14 protein-coding genes and 1 tRNA gene are annotated in these 19035 nt (G+C 72.1%); 10 read left to right on the top strand and 5 right to left on the bottom strand.

Features of this window, described 5'->3' with window-relative positions:
• Positions 1-39 precede the first annotated feature (39 nt).
• Positions 40-128: transfer RNA gene (locus EDF47_RS04325), tRNA-Ser, on the top strand.
• Positions 129-269: 141 nt separating this feature from the next.
• Here EDF47_RS04325 and EDF47_RS04320 read toward each other — a convergent pair.
• Entirely contained in the window at positions 270-1466 is a 1197-nt protein-coding gene (locus EDF47_RS04320; RefSeq protein WP_133937625.1) for an MFS transporter, read from the bottom strand.
• A 184-nt stretch (positions 1467-1650) separates the two neighbouring features.
• On the opposite strand from EDF47_RS04320, the gene EDF47_RS04315 reads away from it, so the two are divergent.
• Positions 1651-2100, top strand: a complete 450-nt coding sequence (locus tag EDF47_RS04315; RefSeq protein ID WP_111084650.1) for a MarR family transcriptional regulator — start codon at positions 1651-1653, stop codon at positions 2098-2100.
• A gap of 64 nt (positions 2101-2164) precedes the next feature.
• On the opposite strand, the gene EDF47_RS04310 is transcribed toward EDF47_RS04315, so the two are convergent.
• Positions 2165-3160: a LacI family DNA-binding transcriptional regulator gene (locus EDF47_RS04310; protein WP_123291869.1), complete on the bottom strand. Its 996-nt coding sequence runs from the start codon at positions 3158-3160 to the stop codon at positions 2165-2167.
• 98 nt (positions 3161-3258) lie between these two features.
• Between EDF47_RS04310 and EDF47_RS04305 the strand changes: the two genes are divergently transcribed.
• From EDF47_RS04305 to EDF47_RS04285, 5 genes are all read left to right on the top strand, one after another.
• Entirely contained in the window at positions 3259-4479 is a 1221-nt protein-coding gene (locus EDF47_RS04305; protein ID WP_133937623.1) for a Gfo/Idh/MocA family oxidoreductase, read from the top strand.
• Positions 4476-5480 (top strand): sugar phosphate isomerase/epimerase, encoded by a 1005-nt coding sequence (locus EDF47_RS04300; protein WP_133937621.1) that lies wholly within the window; start codon positions 4476-4478, stop codon positions 5478-5480. The genes EDF47_RS04305 and EDF47_RS04300 overlap by 4 nt, the downstream gene beginning before the upstream one ends.
• Positions 5481-5652: 172 nt before the next feature.
• On the top strand, positions 5653-6645 hold the full coding sequence (locus EDF47_RS04295) for a MoxR family ATPase (protein WP_235035938.1): 993 nt from the start codon (positions 5653-5655) through the stop codon (positions 6643-6645).
• Positions 6645-7976, top strand: a complete 1332-nt coding sequence (locus EDF47_RS04290) for a DUF58 domain-containing protein (RefSeq protein ID WP_133937619.1) — start codon at positions 6645-6647, stop codon at positions 7974-7976. The genes EDF47_RS04295 and EDF47_RS04290 overlap by 1 nt, the downstream gene beginning before the upstream one ends.
• On the top strand, positions 7973-10318 hold the full coding sequence (locus tag EDF47_RS04285) for a DUF3488 and transglutaminase-like domain-containing protein (protein ID WP_133937617.1): 2346 nt from the start codon (positions 7973-7975) through the stop codon (positions 10316-10318). The genes EDF47_RS04290 and EDF47_RS04285 overlap by 4 nt, the downstream gene beginning before the upstream one ends.
• 141 nt (positions 10319-10459) lie before the next feature.
• Here EDF47_RS04285 and EDF47_RS04280 read toward each other — a convergent pair whose 3' ends face one another.
• Positions 10460-11068, bottom strand: coding sequence for a TetR/AcrR family transcriptional regulator (locus EDF47_RS04280; RefSeq protein WP_159573171.1), 609 nt, complete (start codon positions 11066-11068; stop codon positions 10460-10462).
• A 258-nt stretch (positions 11069-11326) separates the two neighbouring features.
• Positions 11327-12112 carry a trimeric intracellular cation channel family protein gene (locus EDF47_RS04275; protein ID WP_123291876.1) on the bottom strand — a complete coding sequence of 262 codons (786 nt, stop codon included), beginning with the start codon at positions 12110-12112 and terminating at the stop codon, positions 11327-11329.
• Between the two features lie 69 nt (positions 12113-12181).
• Here EDF47_RS04275 and efeU point away from each other — a divergent pair, with 69 nt between their 5' ends.
• From efeU to efeB, 3 genes are read left to right on the top strand one after another with little or no spacing between them, the layout of a single operon-like run.
• Positions 12182-13777 carry an iron uptake transporter permease EfeU gene (gene efeU / locus EDF47_RS04270; RefSeq protein WP_133937613.1) on the top strand — a complete coding sequence of 532 codons (1596 nt, stop codon included), beginning with the start codon at positions 12182-12184 and terminating at the stop codon, positions 13775-13777.
• On the top strand, positions 13764-14984 hold the full coding sequence (gene efeO, locus EDF47_RS04265; protein WP_133937611.1) for an iron uptake system protein EfeO: 1221 nt from the start codon (positions 13764-13766) through the stop codon (positions 14982-14984). The genes efeU and efeO overlap by 14 nt, the downstream gene beginning before the upstream one ends.
• Positions 14981-16282 (top strand): iron uptake transporter deferrochelatase/peroxidase subunit, encoded by a 1302-nt coding sequence (gene efeB, locus EDF47_RS04260; RefSeq protein WP_133937609.1) that lies wholly within the window; start codon positions 14981-14983, stop codon positions 16280-16282. Before efeO ends, efeB begins: the two co-directional genes overlap by 4 nt.
• Before the next feature lie 329 nt (positions 16283-16611).
• Here efeB and EDF47_RS04255 read toward each other — a convergent pair whose 3' ends face one another.
• Entirely contained in the window at positions 16612-18960 is a 2349-nt protein-coding gene (locus EDF47_RS04255) for a bifunctional UDP-sugar hydrolase/5'-nucleotidase (protein ID WP_133937607.1), read from the bottom strand.
• Positions 18961-19035: the final 75 nt, after the last annotated feature.

Raw genomic sequence — 19035 nt, 5'->3', positions numbered from 1 at the left:
TCCTCCTGTATGGTGGTCGGAGCGCTCGCGAGAGTGCTTGGAGACGTCGCATAGTCCGGCCGAGTGCACCACCCTGCTAAGGTGGAGTCCCCTTTAGGGGACCGAGGGTTCAAATCCCTCCGTCTCCGCACTCCATGAAACCCCGGTCCGATCGGACCGGGGTTTCGTCGTCTCCGTGCTGGTCTGCACGCCGCGTGAACCAGGTTCCGGACACGGCGCCGCGGAACGGCGTGGTGCTGTGTCCGGAACCAGGTTCTGCCGGGCTGCCGTCAGGCCGTCGCGACGCTCCCCGTCGAGGTCAGCTCGCCAGCGCCGCGCGAACGCCCACGCCGCACGGCACCCATGGCGACGAGCGTCAGGGCCACGGCGGCCAGGGTGATCCCCGCGCCCGCCCAGATCGGCGAGGTGTAGCCGAGCCCGGCGGCGATGGTGAGCCCACCGATCCAGGCACCGAGCGCGTTCCCGAGGTTGAACGCCGCGATGTTCGCCCCGCTCGCCAGGGTCGGCGCGTGGTCCGCGTACTGCATCACGCGCGTCTGCAGGGCCGGCACAGTTGCGAACCCGAAGGTGCCCATGAGCACGAGGGCGATGACGGTCAGCACGGGCGAGGTCGCGACGAGGGCGAACAGTCCGAGCACCACGGTGAGGGCGACGAGCACGACGAGCAGGGTCCGGTCGATCGAGCGTGCGGCGAGCTTGCCGCCGACGAAGTTCCCGACGAACAGCCCGAGGCCGAACACCACGAGCAGCCACGGCACCGCCGAGGACGGGAAGCCGGACACCGAGGTCAGCGTGTACGCGATGTAGGTGAACGCCCCGAACATCCCGCCGTAGCCGAGCACGGTCATGCCGAGCGACAGCCACACCTGGCCGGAGCGGAAGACCCGGAGCTCGCGGGCCAGTGACGGGGTCTCGGTCTGACGGACGGCGGGGACGAGCACGAGGACGCCGACCAGGGCGACGACACCGATCGCGACGATGGCCCAGAAGGTCGAACGCCAGCCGAGCGCCTGGCCGAGGAACGTGCCGAACGGCACCCCGAGCACGTTCGACGCCGTCAGTCCCGTGAACATCAGGGCGACCGCGGAGGCACGCTTCGACCGTTCGACCATGTTCGCGGCAACGACGGAGCCGATGCCGAAGAACGCACCGTGGCACAGGGCGGCGATGACGCGTCCGGACATCATGACCTCGTAGGTCGGTGCGATCGCCGACAGCGTGTTGCCGATGATGAACAGCACGAGCAGCCCGAGCAGGACGGGCTTGCGGGGGAGTCGGGTGGTGGCGGCGGTCAAGCCGAGGGCGCCGACGATGACGGCGAGTGCGTAGCCGGTGACGAGCCAGCCGGCCGTGGTCTCGGTGACGTCGTAGTCGGCGGCGACCTCGGGCAGCAGGCCGGTGATGACGAACTCGGTCAGTCCGATGCCGAATCCGCCGAGTGCGAGGGCGATGAGTCCCGCGGGCATGGGGGTTCCTTCCGTTGTGCGGTGGCGCTGTGCCGCGTACGCTAGTTGTTGCAGACGCGCGGTATCGATAGTTGCACACGCGGGGTATCAGCGCAAGCAACTGCACGCGCCCGCAACGACCGCGGCGACCGACCGCGGCGACCGACCGCGGCGACCGACCGCGCAGCCGACCAGAAGGAGCCCGATGTCCGTCGACGACACCTCCACCGCTGTCCGTGCCCACGGCTGGCGCACCCTGGCGGCACTGCACGGCCTGATCGAGACGCGACTCGAGCGCGCGCTGCGCGACGTCGACCTGTCCGTGGTCGAGTACACCGTGCTCGATGCGCTGCGCCGGCAGGACGGCTTCCACATGCGCATGCAGCAGCTCGCCCGTGCAGCGGCCCTCAGCCCGAGCGCCACGACCCGGCTGGTCAACCGACTCGAGGAACGTGCGCTGCTCACCCGCGTGCTCTGCGCCGACGACCGCCGCGGGCTCTACACCGAGCTCACCCACGCCGGTCAGCGGCTGCTGGATGCGGCCACGCCGATCCACGCCGCTGCGCTCGAGGGGGCGCTCGCCGAAGCGCGCGAGGTCCCGGAACTCGAGGAACTCGCGGTCGCGGTCGACCGGCTCGAGGGTGCCACGGTCTGATCCGTCGGCCGGGAGGCCCGGATCACCGCCGCCCCGCGCGCTGCGGTCGCGGGGTGGTGGCGTCTCAGGCCCGCGGCGGCGCCGTCGTGGACCGCACGACGAGCGACGGCGGCACCAGGACCCGGCTCGGAGCGGGTCGTTCGGCCGCGCCGACGAGCTCCACGAGCCGGTTCGCCGCGAGCCGCCCGACCTCGTCGTTGTGCGGGTCGACCGTGGTCAGGCGCAGCAGGGGTGAGGCGGCGAGCGGGGTCTCGTCGTTGCCGACCACCGAGACGTCCTCGGGGACCCGGAGTCCGGCTTCGCGGACGGCGGCGATCGCGCCCATCGCCATGACGTCGTTCGCGGCGAACACCGCCGTCAGGTCCGGGTGGTCCCGCAGTGCGCGGCGGGTGCCCTCGTACCCGGTCGTCTCGGACGTCGGGCCGTCGCCGTAGACCAGCGGCGCGATGCCGGACGCGACCATCCGCGCGACGGTGCCCTCGCGGCGGACCGCAGCCGGGCCTCCCGAACCGGTGACGTGGACGATGCGGCGGTGACCGAGCCCGATCAGGTGATCCGCTGCCAACCGGCCGCCGGCGGCCTCGTCCGAGGCGACGACGTCGAGTCCGCCGGGCACGTCCGCGCGGGCGCCGGCGACGACGACGGGGGTGTCGGCCGGCACGACGAGGTCGGGGAAGCCCTCGGCGGCGAGGACGACGCCGTCGACCCGCAGTGAGACGAGGTCGTCGAACGGCGAGGAGTCGAGGTGGGCGTTCGCACGGGTGTCCGCGAGGGTGAGCCGCAGGCCGTGCGGTGCGAGCGCGTCGCGGATGCCGTCGAGCAGGGGGACGAACCACGGGTTGCGGAAGTCGTCGACGATGACGCCGACGGTGCGGGTCCGGGTGCCGGCGAGGATCGCGGCGGCGCGGTTGGGGCGGTAGCCGAGCTCGGCGGCGGCCGCGAGCACGGCCGAGCGGCGTGCGTCGGAGACGCCCGGGTCGTCGCGGAGCACCATCGAGACGAGTGACTTCGAGACGCCGGCACGGGTCGCGACGTCGATGATCGTCGGGGGTCGTGACACGCGGCTCCTTGACAGGACATGGGGTGGTCGGGCTACAGTCTACCGACACGTTCTGGAACGTTCCAGAATCGGCACCGGACTTCTCGAAGGAGAGAACCATGAGCGACAGCATCGGCGTCGCCGTCATCGGGGCGGGCATGGCGGGCAAGGCCCACATGGCCGCGTGGCGGAACGCACCCTCACTCTTCGCCCCGACGCTGCCGCCCGTGCGGCTCGTGTCGATCGGCGACGTTCACGAGCCGTTGGCGGCCGAGGCTGCACAGCGGTTCGGCTACGCCCGCCACGACACGGACTGGCGAGCCATCGCCGAGGCCGACGACATCGACGTCGTGAGCGTCGTCGTCGCGAACAAGCTCCACCGCGAGATCGTCGAGGGGCTGCTGGCCGCCGGCAAGCACGTCCTGTGCGAGAAGCCGCTGTCGGACTCGCTCGAGGACGCACGGGCGATGGCCACCGCGGCCACCGAGGCATCGCAGCGCGGGCTCGTCGCCCGCGTCGGCTTCACCTACCGCCGCGCCCCGGGCCTCGCCGCGATCAAGCAGCTCGTCGAGGACGGCACGCTCGGCCGCGTCCTGCACGTCTCCGCCCGCTACTGGACCGACTACGGCTCGTCGCCCGACGTGCCCTTCTCGTGGCGCTTCGCGGGTGCCCCCGGCACCGGAGCCCTCGCCGACGTCGGCTCGCACCTGGCGTACGTCGCCGAGTTCCTGGCCGGCGAGGTGCAGAGCGTCAACGGCGGCATGTTCACCACCGCGATCACGAAGCGCCCGATCGCCGCCGGGTTCGCCCTGCGCGGCCAGGCCGTCCCGCTGACCGGTGAGTTCGCCGACGTCGAGAACGACGACTACGCCACCTTCAACGCACGCTTCGGCGACGGCTCCGTGGTGGGCTCGCTCGAGGTGTCCCGGGTCGCCACGGCGCACCCGAACGGCCTGGTCATCGAGGTCTTCTGCGAGAACGGCGCAGCGCGCTGGGACCAGGAGCGCGCCTCGGAGATCGGCCTCGCGCGGCAGTCCGACGGCTCCCGCCTCGGTGGGTACCGCCAGGTCGTCCTCGGCCCGGACCACCCCTACGTCGCCGGTGGCATGGCGATGGACGCGCCCGGTGTCGGCTGGGGACAGAACCAGATGTTCGAGTACCAGGCACGCGCGTTCCTCGACGAGGTCGCCGGCGTCGCGGACCCGCTGCCGGCCAACGCCACGTTCGACGACGGCGTGCACAACATGGAGATCCTCGACGCGGTGGCACGGTCCGCCGGGGCCGGTGGGGCCTCCCTCGACGTGCCGTCCGTCCGCACCACCGAAGGAGCGCACGCATGAAGCTGGGCCTGTACAACGCGATCTTCCACGACCGGCCGCTCGCTGAGGCCCTGACGGCCATCGCGGGCAACGGCCTGACCGGCATCGAGCTGAACACCGGCGGGTTCCTGCCGCCGGTGCACGTGCCGGACGTCGACGCGATCCTCGAGGACGACGCAGCACGTGACGCCTTCCTCGCGCAGTTCGAGGGCACCGGGGTGTCCATCGCCGGCCTGAACTGCAACGGCAACCCGCTGCACCCGGACCGAGCGATCGGCCAGGCCCACGCCGAGGACATCCGGCGCAGCATCCGCCTCGCCGCACGCCTCGGCCAGGACCGCGTCGTCACGATGTCCGGACTGCCGGCGGGCGAGCCCGGCGGCACCCGACCGAACTGGATCGTGAACGCCTGGAACTCCGCCGCGCTCGACGTCATCGAGTACCAGTGGAGCGTCGCCGTGCCGTTCTGGCAGGAGATCGACGCCCTCGCCCGCGAGCACGGGGTCAAGGTCGCACTCGAGCTGCACCCGCAGAACGTGGTGTTCAACCCGGCGACGATCCGCGAGCTCGTGGAACGTGGTGGCCTGACGAACATCGGCGTCGAACTCGACGCGAGTCACCTGTTCTGGCAGCAGATGGACCCGGTGGCGGTCGTCCGCGACCTCGGCGACCTGGTCTTCCACGCCGCCGCGAAGGACGTCCGGATCAACCCGCACGCGGCGATCAACGGCGTGCTCGACAACTCGTTCCGTCGGCTGTCGCCGGACGAGCCGCGCACGAACCTCGGTGGCGACGAGTGGGCCAACGAGTGGCCGAAGCCGTCCGCGTGGGACTTCGTCGCGCTCGGCAAGGGTCACGACGAGGCGTACTGGTCGGCGTTCCTCGAGGCCCTGCGCGAGGTGGACCCGGACATGTGGGTCAACATCGAGCACGAGGACACCGAGCTCGGTCGCGAAGAAGGGGTCGCGGTCGCCGCGAAGGTCCTGCTCGCAGCCGACACGGCGCTCACGACGCGCGCGTGAGTCGCGTCTGAGACGCACCACGTGATCCGGACGGGAGGCCCGTGGGACGTGCGCTGATCGGCGCACGCTCCACGGGCCTCCCGTCCAGTGCGCATCGGTGACACGCCCACCGGGCGCTGTCACCGGACCGATGTAGCATGCACGACACCTGTCCCGAGACGAGGAGCCCTGCGTGCCGGAGCCGACCGACCCCGCCTTCCCCCTCGAGCGCATCCGAGAGGTCGGCGACGCCATCGTCGCGTCCGTCTCGACGGTGATCGACGGCAAGACCGAGGCGATCCGCACCGCCCTCACCGTGATGCTGGCCGAGGGACACCTGCTCGTCGAGGACGTCCCCGGCGTCGGCAAGACGGTCCTGGCGAAGGCACTCGGCGCCTCGGTGGGCGGCTCGGTGAACCGCATCCAGTTCACGTCCGACATGCTGCCGTCGGACGTCACCGGGGTGAACATCTTCGACCAGTCCTCTGGCACGTTCCGGTTCTCACCGGGGCCGGTGTTCGCGAACGTCGTCATCGGTGACGAGATCAACCGCACCAGCCCGAAGACCCAGTCCGCCCTGCTCGAGGCGATGGCCGAGTCGCAGGTCACGGTCGACGGCGTGACCCGGCTGCTCGACCGCCCCTTCATGATCGTGGCGACGCAGAACCCGATCGACATGGAGGGCACCTACCCGTTGCCCGAGGCCCAGCGTGACCGTTTCATGGCGCGCATCACGATGGGGTACCCGAGCGTCGACGCCGAACGGCAGATGCTCGCGAACCGCGGCGGCGGCGACCCGCTGTCGCACCTGCGACCGATCGTCGACGTGACCACGCTGCGCGGGATCATCGAGGCCGTGGCGAACGTCCACATCGCCCCCGACGTCGAGGCGTACGTCATCGCGATCGTCCGCTCCACCCGCACCCACCCCGACCTGGTGCTCGGCGCCAGCCCCCGCGCCACGCTGCACCTGGCCCAGGCTGCCCGTGCCCACGCGGCGTTGCTCGGCCGGCCGTTCGTCACGCCGGACGACGTCGCCGCGCTGGCACCGATCGTGCTCGCCCACCGGCTCGTGCCGGTGGCGCGCGGACTCGGTGGCACGGGCGAGGACACCGTGCGCGAGATCGTCGTCCGCATCGTCTCCGACACCGCCGTGCCGTTCACGGCGACCCCCGTCCGCTCCTGATGCCCGGCCGATCGGCACCGTCGTCGCTGCTGCGGCGCACCGGTGCCGCGCGCTCGACGCTCGGGCGCTTCGGCCGCCGCGGGCTGTCCCTGCTCCGGCGCACGCCGTTCCCCCGTCCGACCGTGCGCGGCTGGACCGTCATCGCGATCGGCATCGGGCTGATCGGGGGCGGACTCGTGGGCACCACCAGCGTCGCCGTCTCGGCCGGGCTGCTGCTGCTCGTGCTCGTCGTGCTCGGCATCGTGATGGCGTTCGTGGTCGCCGCACCGCTCCGGGGCAGCCGGAGCGCGGCCCGCGCGATCGTGCAGGTCGGCGAGGTGTACCGCGAACGGATCACCCTCGGCAGCACCAGTCTGCCGATCGGCCCGCGGTCGACCCTGCTCGTCCGCGAACAGCTCGAGGACGCCTTCGCCAGCGCGTCCGAGGCGGAGACCTACGCGCTCGTCGGCCCGGGCCTGCCGCCAGCGGTGCTCGACGTCGAGGCACTCGCGATGCACCGGGGCCGCACGCTCGTCGGGCCCGTCACCATCCGGGTCGAGGACCCCTTCGGCCTGCTCCGCATCGACCGCCCGGTGGTGCCGGCAGAAGAGGTCGTCGTCGTCCCCGCGAGCGCCCCCCTCGCCGCGATCGACACCGGCGCCCTCGCCGGGGCCGTCTCCGCCGACGAAGGGCGGGTCGGGCAGGGCGGGTCCGCCGACGACAGCGAACTCCGGCCGTACCGTCCCGGCGACCCCATCCGTCGGGTGCACTGGGCGCAGAGTGCTCGCCGCGGCGAACTGCACGTCCGGCAGACCACGCAGGCGCAACCACCCGAGGCCGTCATCGCGCTCGACGTCCGGCGCGAGTCCTACCAGGGCCTCGGGCGTGAGGACCTGGCGGAGCTCTCCGACCTGGGCGGTGACCAGGCCTTCGAGCACGCCGTCGTCGTCGCCGCCAGTGTCGCCCGCGCCCTCGCCGCCCGGACCTCGCGCGTCGTGCTCGTGAGCGACGGGCCGTCCGGCAGCACCCGGCACGCCGGTGACGTCGGCGGCCTCACCGACGTGCTCGTCGGACTCGCGGACGTCCGGCTCCGCAGCGACGCCCGTCCGGTCACCGAGGTCCTGCCCGAGGTGCGCGGGCGGGACGTGCACGGCATGACCGCGGTGGTCACCGGCAACTGCACCGCCGAGCAAGCGGCTGAACTCGTGACGGCGAGGAGCGGACCGAGCCGCGGGATCATGGCGACGATCGTGCCGCCGGACCCGGTGGTCCGGGGGATCCTCGACCGCGGCGGTTGGCGCACCCTCGTGGTGCCGGTCGCCGGGGCGACCGCGTCCGGAGCCGCACGGTGAGCGGCACCGCTGCGTCGTCGCGTCGGCCCGTCGACGTGCGCGAGGTCCTGGACCGCGACGACGACACCCGTGACACCCCGAGCACCTGGGTCGTCGCGCTCGCCCCGGTGCCCGTGCTCATCGCCGCGCTCGCGATCCGCCCGCTCGTGCAGGGCACCGCCTGGTGGGTGTCCGGCGTCGTGGTCGTCGCGGTGCTCGTGGCCGTCATGCTCGCGGTGCGTCGCCGTGCCCCCGGGGTCCGGTTCGTGGCACTCGTCGCCACCCTCGTGCTGTGCTCGTGCGCCGCCGCCCTGGTCAACGACGTGCAACCCCTCGGCTGGCTCGACGCCGACGGAGCGCTGGGGGAGACGCTCGCCGCCATCCGCCTGAACCCCGCGCCGCTGCCGCAGACCGACGCGATCCGACTGGTCGTGACCGTGTCGATCGCCTGGGTGGCGGGTGTCTCGTTGTTCCTCGCCGCGATCGCCCGGATCCCGTCGCTCGCCGCCGCGCCAGCACTCGTCATCCTCATCGTCCCGGGGATCATCACCGGACAGCCGGCGGGCACCGCACTCGTGATCACCACGGCCGTCGCCTTCCTCGCCCTGCTGTGGCTGTCGGTCCGACCCGTGCAGCGAGCGGTCCCGGCCGCGGTCGTCGGTGCGATCGGGCTCGTCGTCGCGATCGGCCTGCCCGCGATCGTGCCGCTCAACGCGAGCTGGCTGTCCGGCGTCACCGGGGCCATCCAGTCGCCGATCCAACCCGGGCGACCCGGCACCCTGCTCGAGCTCGGCAACGACCTGCGGCAGCCGAGCGAACTCGAGGTGCTCCGCTACCGGTCGTCCGACGGCCAGCCCGAGTACCTCAAGCTCGCCGACCTGGACGAGTTCGGCACCGGGGACTGGGTGCCGACGGTGACGAACGCCGCTGAGGCCGACACCGCCGACCAACAGCAGTGGGCCGAGGGCGTGAACCCCCGCCTGGCGACGCGCGGCGACGTCACGGTCCGGATCACCGGGCTGTCGAGCACGTACCTACCGGTGCCGTCCGGGGCGGTGTCGATCGAGTCGCGTTCCACCAACCTCGACCTGTCGCAGTGGCGCTGGATGGGGTCCTCGAGCACCGTGCGGTCGACCGGTCCGGCCACGCCGCGCGGTGCGACGTACGAGGTCTACGGTGCCTCGACCTTCGCGAACGCGTACCTCGACGCCGTCGCGGCCTCGGGTGTCCTGTCCCGTGCCGACGGCCGGGGGTTCCGCGAGCCGAGCGGTGACCAGCTGCAGACCGACCTGACGCTGCCGAAGGACCTGCCCGCGAACATCACGTCGACCGCGGAGCGGGTGGCCGGGGCCGCGTCCGACGACTACGCCCAGGCCCGCGCCCTCGAGCAGTGGTTCCGCAGCGACCTGTTCACCTACTCCGAGACGGCCCCCGTCGAGCAGGGCTACGACGGCGACAGCATGGACGTCGTCTCGACCTTCCTGCAGGTGCGCGAGGGCTACTGCGTCCACTTCTCGTCGGCGATGGCCGTGATGGCCCGGACGCTCGGCATCCCGTCCCGGATCGCGGTGGGGTACCGGGCCGGGTCGGCGCAGCCCGACGGTGAGTACGCGGTGTCGAACCGGCAGCTGCACTCCTGGCCCGAGCTGTACATCAAGGGGGCCGGGTGGGTCGCGTTCGAGCCGACGCCGGACTCCGACGCGGCAGCGCAGCCCTCGACCGAACCCACGGAGACCCCGACCGCGGCGACGCCCGAGTCCCCGCTGCCCGCGCCCGAGCAGTCCGCACCTGCCGAGTCCTCGGCGACGCCGACCCCCTCGGCGTCGGCGCAGCCCGGTGCGGCCGGTGCCTCGGGCGGCAGCGGTCCGGCCGGCCTGCTGTTCGGCGCGGCGCTCGTGCTCGCGTTGCTCATCGCCCCCGGACTCGTCCGAGCGCTCCGTCGGCGGTCGCGGTTGTCCGCCGTCGCCGCTGGTCGCTCACCCGCGGTGAACGCCTGGCGTGAGGCCCTCGACGACGTCGCCGACCACGGCTACGCCCCGGGGCTGGCGCCCCCCGGTGACGCAGGGGCTGCGGCCCGGACCGCCCGGGCCGTCCTCGGGCGACTCCGTCCGGTGCTGCCGGCCTCGGCGCTCCCGCACCTCGACGCCGTGGTCGACGCCGTCGACCACGAACGGTTCGCGGCTGACGGGGTCGCAGTGGTCGACGGCGAGGCGCTCGTGCAGCACGTGCAGCAGGCGCGGGAGGCGCTCGACGCCTCGGTCTCCGGTGGACGGGTGCTGCGGTCGCGCCTGCTGCCGCCGAGCCTGCTGCCGTCGTCCGCGTGGTCGCACGAGGGCCGTCGGCGCTCCCGTCGCCCTGCCTGACCCCGCCTGACCGCGGAGTCTCGGCTGGTGCGAGGTTGGCCACTCGGTGCGGCGCAACAAGCTCGCACCGAGTGGTCAACGCCGCACTACGCCGCAGCACCACGCCAGAGCGCCACGCCGCAGCACCATGCCGCCGCCCGGTCAGCGGCGGCGGACGACCGCCTCGACCAGGGCGGCGATGACCTCGCCGGGGTCGACCCCCGGCAGCGCGGGCCCGTCGAACACGACCCCGACGTTGGCGGCGACGAGCGCCGTGGCGAAGGCGTCGAGCGGCATGCCGGCGTCGACCTCCGGGTGCGCCCCGAACCACAGTCGCACCAGCTCGTGCACGCCGTCCTGCAGCACCCGTCGCTGCCGCACGAACTCGGGCAGCAGGTCGGTGTGCCGGATCGCGTAGGCGCGGAACTCCGACAGCAGGGCGAACTGCGCGCGCTGGTCGTGCCGTCCGAAGGCCGCCCGCACGACGTCCGCGATGTCCGCCGCGGCGATGTCGGCACGGATGAGCTCCTGCAGCGACCCGAGCACCAGGTTCGTCCCGCGCTGCATGACCTGCGCGAGCAGGTCCTCCTTCGACGAGAAGTTCGAGTAGACCGCGCCCTTGCTGAACCCGGCGCGTGCGGCGACCTCGTCGAGACGGGCTCCGTGCACGCCCTGTTCGGCGAAGACGGCAGCGCCGGCGATGAGGAGACGTTCTCGGACCTCGGCCCGTGGTGTCCGCGGCGTGGGGGAGTCGGAGACGTCGTCGTTCATCGTTCCTGCCGGGGCGGGGCACCGGGGCTGGAACCCGGGCGGGCGAGCTGGGGGCGGGCGAGCTTGGGGCGGGCGAGTTTGGGGTGGGAGACCTGCCGCGCCGCGCGTCTGATCACGCGCGGCATCAGCGAAGCCCCCATCACCACGTCTGCGCGGAACCGGCGCGTTCGGGTCGCGTCGGTTCGGTGCGGACGACATGAGCCGGGTCGATACCCGACGGTAGGGATGCTACGCCGGAGCACTGACAGATGACACCCCTCAGTCGTCGAACGAGGAATCCGTTGCCGTGTCGTGTTCTTCGCGCACACTGCCCGCTCCCGTCCGCCGTCCGGGGCGTCGGAGCAGCCGGAGTGCGTCGGGTCGCAGGCTCCGCCCGCGCCGCAGCAGCGAGCCGAGCGTCGACTTCGGCTGCCAGTCACGACCGTTGGGCAGTCCCCAGCCGCGGCGGACCGCACCCCAGCGCAGACCGAGCGACAGCGCGATCGCGGCCACGATCCCGATCGACGGCGACCCGAGGGCGGACGCGACGACCATGACCACCGACGCCGCGACGGCCACGGTGGCGTACAACGCGTTCCCACCGAACACCGCGGGTACCCGGCGCAGCAGCAGGTCCCGCATCGCGCCGCCGCCGACCGCCGTGATCGTCCCCATGATGATCGCGGCGGGCCACTCCAGGCCGGCGTCGTAGGTGCGCTGTACCCCGACCACCGCCCAGAACCCGATCACCGCCGCGTCGAGCACGGTGAACAACCGGTCCCAGGTGATCTCGGAGAACGACACGAAGAAGGCGATGAGTGCCCCGGCCAAGGCGACCGGCACGTAGAGCGGGTCGACGAGTGCGACCGGGGGGCCGTTCTGCAGCAGGGTGTCGCGCAGCATGCCGCCGCCGAGCCCCGAGACGAAGCCGACGACCAGGAACCCGAACAGGTCGAAGTCCATCGCGCGGGCGATCGATCCACCGAGGAGGGCGGACGCGAACACCCCGGCGAGGTCGAGCACGTTCGTGACCGACGCCAGGCCATCGACGGACAGCAGGTTCATGAGAACCATCAAACCCCACGCCGAACGACTGGCGGGCCGAACGGCGGTTAGGTTAGCCTCACCTACGTCATGCTCGCCACTCTCGTCATCGGCCTCCGTGAAGGCCTCGAAGCGACGCTCATCGTCGGCATCATCGCCGCGTTCCTGCGTCGCAACCGTGTCCCCCTCGCCCCCATGTGGTTCGGCGTCGGGGTCGCCGTCGTGCTCAGCATCGGCGTCGGGTTCGGCCTGCAGGTCGTCGAGCAGGCCCTGCCGCAGGCGCAGCAGGAGGGCATGGAGGCGATCATCGGCATCGTCGCCGTGGTCTTCGTCACCGGCATGATCGTCTGGATGCGCACCCACGCGCGCACCCTGACCAAGGAACTCGAGGCGAGCGCGACCGAGGCGCTCGGCCGCGGTACCGCGTGGGCACTGGCCGGCATGGCCTTCCTCGCCGTGCTTAAGGAGGGCTTCGAGACCGCGGTCTTCCTCCTCGCCACCTTCCAGGCGTCGTCGGACACCGGTCTCGCCGCCCTCGGCGCGGTCATCGGCATCGCGGGCGCCGTCGTCGTCGGCTACGGCATCTACACCGGCGGCGTCCGGCTGAACCTGTCGAAGTTCTTCACCGGCACCGGCGTCTTCCTGGTGTTCGTCGCCGGCGGGCTCGTGCTGACGGTGCTCCGGCGCGCGCACGAGGCCGGGTGGATCGTCATCGGGCAGCAGCGGACCGTCGACCTGTCCTGGCTCGCCCCGAACGGGTCGGTGCAGGGTGCGCTCGTCACGGGCGTGCTCGGCATCCCGCCGGACCCCCGCGTCATCGAGGTGCTCGGCTGGGTCCTCTACGTGGTGCCGGTCCTCGCCCTGACGCTCTGGCCCCGCGCCTGGCGTCCGTCGTCGGCACGCGTCCCGATGGTCCGCGCCACCGTCGCCGGAGCCCTCGCGGTCGCCGCCGCAGCACTGGCGATCGCCGTGCCGACGGGCGGGGTCGACCTGCCGCGCACCGCTGCGGTCAGCGGGGACGCCACCTCCGTCTCGGCGGACGTCCACGGCGCGTCCGGCGTCCTGCGCGTCGCCGGCACCACCACCGGCCAGGAGGCACGGCTCACGTTGCCGACGTCGGCCCACCGCCGCGTGACCCGTGCGGGCGTGGCCGCCGACCGGTGGCGGATCCGCACGTCGGCCACCGCCGCGGACCGCCCGGCGACGCTGACGCTCGACGACCTCGTCGACCTGTTCGGCCGGATCCCCGTCGGCGTCTCGCCGTCGACGAACCCCGGCCCGTTCACCGCCCGCTGGGCGGTGCGCGACACCGTGACCCTCTGGACGGTCCGTGGTGGGGTCCTGGACGCCACCCGCGATGAACGCACCGTGCTGACGCTGAGCGGTGGGGGCCTCCCGTCCGCCCGCACCACGACCCTGGACCGCTCCGTGTGGTCCGTCCCCGACTCCCGCGTCGAGCAGGCAGCCACCTCGGTGGCGGCCGCGGACACGCGGGCTGCCGAGCTGCTGCTCTGGAAGGCCTGGTTGCCGATCGCCCTCGGCGTCGCAGCTGCCGCCCAGGCGCTGCTCGCGCTCCGTGACCGCCGTCGTCGGACGGCACCCGTGAACCCCACCCCCGAAACCGTCCCGACACGCGGCCCACCCGCCGGGGACCCTGCAAGGAGCAACGACTATGCCGTTCGGTAAGCCCGTTCGACCCCTGATCACCCTCGGCGCCCTCGGCGTCGTCACCGCCCTCGCACTGACCGGCTGCGCGAGCTCCGACGGTGCCTCCGACAGCTCCACCGACGCCGCGAAGGTCTCGCGCGTCACCATCACCCTGACGAACGACGGCTCGGACCAGTGCAAGGTCTCCGAGACGAAGGTCCCCGCCGGGCCGGTCACGTTCTCGGTGAAGAACGAGTCCTCGACCGCCATCACCGAGGTCGAACTGCTGCAGGACCAGCGGATCCTGGGCGAGAAGGAGAACCTCGCACCCGGCCTCGACGCCGTGCAGTTCACCGCGACCCTGACTGGTGGGAAGTACCAGGTGTACTGCCCCGGAGCCGACACCGAGCTCACCGACTTCACGGTCACGGGCAAGGTCACCTCGACCGCGAACAGCAGCGCCGCCACCCTGCTCGACGAGGGCACGAAGGGCTACGCCGACTACGTCGACGGCCAGGTCACCGACATGGTCGCCGCGGTCGAACTCCTGCAGAAGGACATCGACGCCGGCGACCTCGACGCCGCGAAGACCGACTACGCGAACGCCCGCCCGTTCTACGAGCACGTCGAGAGCGACGTCGACGGCTTCGTCAAGAAGGGCCACAAGGCGACCGACAACGCCGGCAACCTCGACTACCTGATCGACATGCGCGCCTCGAACCTCGACCCGGCCGTCGGCTGGAGCGGGTTCCACGCCGTCGAGAAGGACCTGTTCCAGGCGGGGGAGATCACCGCGTCGACCAAGAAGACCGCGGCCGACCTGACCGAGAACGTGCAGCTGCTCGCGAAGCTCGTCCCGACGCTCGACTACAAGCCCGAGGACCTGGCGAACGGCGCCGCCGGCCTGCTCGAGGAGGTCCAGTCGAACAAGGTCACCGGTGAGGAAGAGGCGTACAGCCACATCGACCTCGTCGACCTCGCCGCCAACGTCGAGGGTGCCCGTCAGGCCTTCGCGTACCTCAAGCCGGGCCTGACGAAGCTCGACCCGACCCTGACGAAGCAGATCGCGAAGCAGTTCGACGCGACGAACACGATGATGGACGGCTACCGCAACGCCGACGACCTCGGCGGCTTCGACACGTGGGACGCGGCGACCAAGAAGTCCGACGCGAACCGCATCTCGCAGCAGATCCAGGCGCTGCAGGACCCGCTGTCCCGCCTCGCCGAGAAGGTCGCCACCGCGTGACGCAGCCCGATGAGGACCGCGCAGCCCGTACCGGGGTCTCCCGGCGCGGGCTGTTCGGCGCGGGACTCGCCGCGGCCGGAGCCGGGGCGGGCGCCGCGGTCGGCATCGGCGGCGCGACGGTCGCGACGGGGGTCAACCCGTTCACGGCGGCCGCCAACGGTGACGAGTCCATCGACCTGTCCCAGAGCCACCCGTTTTACGCGACCGCCGCACGGCAGCCGCAGGGCGGGGTGCAGACCGCCCCCCAGCGGTACTGCGTCTTCATGACCTTCGACCTGTCCACCAGCGTCGCGACCGAGCTGCAGGTGCTCCTCGCCCGCTGGTCCGCGGCGATCGCGCAGCTGCAGGCGGGGAAGACCGTCGGCAGCGTCGAGCCCGCGCACGGTGACGGCGTCGGCGCGGACACCGGTGAGGCGCTCGACCTCGGCCCGGCGTCCCTGACGGTCACGGTGGGGTTCGGCCCCGGCGTGTTCGACGAGCGCTTCGGTCTGGCCGACAAGCGTCCGGCGGCCCTCGCCGACGTGCCTCGGCTGCCGAGCGACAACCTGCAGGCCGGACTGACCGGCGGCGACCTGTCGTTGCAGGCCTGCGCCGACGACCCGCAGGTGGCGTACCACGCGGTCCGCGACCTGGCCCGGATGGCGCGGGGGACGGCGACCGTGCGGTGGACCGTGCTCGGCTTCGGTCGTGCGTCGGCCGGCCCGCACCAGACGACGCCGCGCAACCTGATGGGCTTCAAGGACGGCACCAGGAACATCACGACGGACGAGGACCACGACCGCTTCGTGTGGGTCGACGACCCGGGCGACGGTGCGGCGTGGATGACCGGCGGCACCTACCAGGTGGTGCGGAAGATCCGGATGAACATCGAGATCTGGGACGCCGACGTCGTCAGCGACCAGCAGCGCGTGTTCGGTCGGACCAAGATCGAGGGCGCACCGCTGTCCGGCGGGACCGAGCACACGACGCCGGACTTCGCGGCGACCGGGAAGGACGGTGCCACGAAGATCGACGCGACGTCCCACATCGCCCTGGCCGCCCACGAGGCGAACGGCGGCGTGAAGATCCTGCGTCGTCCGTACAACTACACCGACGGCCTCAACGAGTACGGCCAGCTCGACGCCGGGCTGCTGTTCCTGGCGTACATGAACGATCCGGAGCACTTCACCCGGCTGCAGCGGAAGCTCGGCGCCTCGGACCGGTTGAACGAGTACGTCTCGCACATCGGGTCCGCCGTGTTCGCGATCCCGCCGGCACCGCGCAAGGGGTCGTACATCGGCGAGCAGCTGTTCCGCTGACCGTGTCCGGAGCGCGCTGACGCCGCTGGGGGAGAGGGCGCCCTCCGCCGTTTCCCTGGAGGCGGAGGGCACCCGCGCCGCGGGGTCTCGTCGAACGGAACCACCGCCGACCTGAGAGGCGACCCGGCGCGACGCGTCGCGATGCGACAGCCCCGAGAGTACCCCGCCGATCCCCGGATCCGCAGTGCGAGCGCTGCTATGGGACAGGGAGCGCGGCAGCGGATCCGCGCGCGGTGCGCGCCGGACGCGATCCGTGCCTCCCGGCGCGACGGAACGGGCCGCCTCACGGTGGTGAGACGGCCCGTTCGTGTCGGACTGGAGGCCCGGTGTCAGTCCGTCTGGACGCTCGCGTCGGTCCGTGCGCGCTTCCGGCGCACGGCGACGAGTGCGGTGATGCCCGCCAGCAGGAGCAGGCCCGCTGCGATCCCCGGCGCCGTCAGGTCCGCGCCCGTGTAGGCGAGGTCGCCGCCGGCGTTCGTGGAGTCGGCGGGGTCGCCCGCCAGGTCCGTGCCGGTGCCGGTGCCGGTGCCGGGGGCGTTGCCGTTGCCGGCACCCGGGGCGTCCCCGTTGCCCGCGCCCGGGTCAGCCGGGTCCGTGGGGTCGGTCGGGTCCGTGGGCTCCGTCGGGTCCGTCGGGTCGACGGGCGCGGCGAGCGGGATGGTCACGGCGAGCGTGATCGTCTGGCCGCCCGGCAGGGTGACGACGAGCGGCTCGTCCGTCGTCGCGGCGGCACGGGCAGCCGTCCGGACCGTCGCTGCGTCGGCCGACGACTCGACGGTCGGCACGGCGAAGGTCAGCGTCGCACGACCCTGCTCGTCGTTCGTGTCGACGATCGTCGGGTCGATCTCGGCGGTGGCGAGCTCGACGTCACCGGCGCTGACCGACACGGTGCCGGCTGCAGCGGGGTCGTCGCTGCTGAACACGAGCGACGACAGGTCGATGCTGATCTCGTCACCGGGCCGGAACCCGCCCTCGGGGGTCGGCGTGACCGTGGTGCCGACGGCACGCTGGTCGGACGGCGGGGTGACCGTCGGGTTGGCCAGGAAGTAGTCCACCTGCGCCTGCAGGTCGACCTGGCCCGAGTCGGCGATGTTCGCGCCGGTCGCGAAGGCGGCGAAGTTGTCGCCACCGGTCGACAGGAACGAGTTGACCGTCACCTTGAGGGTGTCGTCGAGGGCGATCGACTCGCCGTTCAAGGTCATGCCGGTGATGCGCTCGCCACGGCCCTTCGCGGGGTCGTAGGTGTACGCGAAGCCGTCCGAGACGCCGAGCTTGAGGAACGGACGCGGCAGGCCGTCCGGCTGCCACTGCTGCTCGAGGGCGTCCTTGATCTGCTGGCCGGTCATGTCCTCGGTGACGAGGGTGTTCGCGAACGGCTGGACGAGCGCGGCCTCCTTGTAGGTCACCGTGCCGTCCGGGTCGCCGGCACCGCTCGACGCGTAGACCATGTCCGTGCGCAGCCCGCCGGGGTTCATGAAGGCGATCTGCGAGCCGTTGCGCTCGGTCGCGGAGCGCTGCACCTCGGCGATGGAGTTGCCCAGGACGGACTCGCCGCCGCGGTTCTCGGTCGTGCGGTCCGACTGCACCGCACGACGCAGGTCGCCGGTGATCTCGCCGAGCTTCTTGCTGCCCTCGACGTCGGCGACGGCCTTCGCAGCCGTCACGATGTCGGCCACCGCGTCCACCGAGGTGGAATCGGCCGGCACGCGGTTCTCACCGTTGACCGACTTGACCTCGGACGTGATGCCGGTGAGCTGCTTGTCGGCGTCGACGGTGAGCTGCAGGTGTCCGTAGTTCACGCCGTAGGAACCGGTCTGGATCACCGGGCGGGTCGTACCGTCGGGACCCGCGATCTGGTGGTTGTAGGTCGCGTGGGTGTGTGCGGAGACGATCGCGGACACCTTCGACGAGACGCCCGAGGTGATCGTGCCGAACACGCCGGACCCGGTCGCGTCGGCGAGGGCGTTCGTGGGAGCACCCTCGTGCACCAGCAGGACGAGCACGTCGGCCTCGCCGTTGCCGTCGACACCGTCGGTGAGCTGGTCGGCGTACTTGTTGACCTGGCTGACGATCGGGGCCATCGCGAGGCCCTCGACACCGCCGGGGCTGACGAGCCCCGGGATGAGGTCCTCGGTGGTCGCGCCGATGAAGCCCACCTTCACGCCGCCCTTCTCCACGATGGAGTACGGCTCGAACGCGGGGTCGGTCGTGCCCTGCTTGACGATGTTCGCCGAGACGTAGGGCCAGTCGGCCCGGTCCTCGATGCGCCCGGTCAGGTCGTCCTGGCCCTTGTCGAGCTCGTGGTTGCCGATCGCGCTGACGTCGAGGTCCATGGCATTGAGCGCATCGATCGTCGGGGCGTCCTGCTGGATCAGCGAGGTGAACGTCGAGGCACCGACGTTGTCGCCGACGCTGGCGAAGATCGTGTTCGGGTTGGCCTCGCGGTACGACTGCACGACACCGGCGAGCTCGGCGGCACCGGCGGCCTTGTCGACGGCGGTGCCCTCGGACTCGATGCGGCCGTGGAAGTCGTTGACGTCGATGATGTCGATCGTCGTGTCGCCCTCGGCGGCGACGGCGGTGGAGGGGACGGACAGTGCGACGAGCACACCCGCGGTGGCGAAGGCCGCGCCGCTGATGATGCGCCGTCGGCGGCGCGGAGAGGAGTGGAGGTTCATCGTCGGAGAACCTATGAGGACGCACAGCCGACCCGCCAGTGTCGGGTCGAAGTCGTCACACGACGTTCACATGAG

The organism is Curtobacterium sp. PhB190 (genome assembly GCF_004365385.1).
Lineage (GTDB): Bacteria > Actinomycetota > Actinomycetes > Actinomycetales > Microbacteriaceae > Curtobacterium.
This window is presented reverse-complemented; position numbering and strand designations above follow the sequence as displayed.

Excerpts from the sequence above, each read along its gene's own strand:
- EDF47_RS04305 (WP_133937623.1), top strand. The coding sequence starts at position 3,259 with ATGAGCGACAGCATCGGCGTCGCCGTCATCGGGGCGGGCATGGCGGGC.
- EDF47_RS04290 (WP_133937619.1), top strand. The coding sequence starts at position 6,645 with ATGCCCGGCCGATCGGCACCGTCGTCGCTGCTGCGGCGCACCGGTGCC.
- EDF47_RS04320 (WP_133937625.1), bottom strand. The coding sequence starts at position 1,466 with ATGCCCGCGGGACTCATCGCCCTCGCACTCGGCGGATTCGGCATCGGA.
- EDF47_RS04275 (WP_123291876.1), bottom strand. The coding sequence starts at position 12,112 with ATGAACCTGCTGTCCGTCGATGGCCTGGCGTCGGTCACGAACGTGCTC.
- EDF47_RS04280 (WP_159573171.1), bottom strand. The coding sequence starts at position 11,068 with ATGAACGACGACGTCTCCGACTCCCCCACGCCGCGGACACCACGGGCC.
- efeU (WP_133937613.1), top strand. The coding sequence starts at position 12,182 with ATGCTCGCCACTCTCGTCATCGGCCTCCGTGAAGGCCTCGAAGCGACG.
- EDF47_RS04315 (WP_111084650.1), top strand. The coding sequence starts at position 1,651 with ATGTCCGTCGACGACACCTCCACCGCTGTCCGTGCCCACGGCTGGCGC.
- efeO (WP_133937611.1), top strand. The coding sequence starts at position 13,764 with ATGCCGTTCGGTAAGCCCGTTCGACCCCTGATCACCCTCGGCGCCCTC.
- EDF47_RS04300 (WP_133937621.1), top strand. The coding sequence starts at position 4,476 with ATGAAGCTGGGCCTGTACAACGCGATCTTCCACGACCGGCCGCTCGCT.
- EDF47_RS04255 (WP_133937607.1), bottom strand. The coding sequence starts at position 18,960 with ATGAACCTCCACTCCTCTCCGCGCCGCCGACGGCGCATCATCAGCGGC.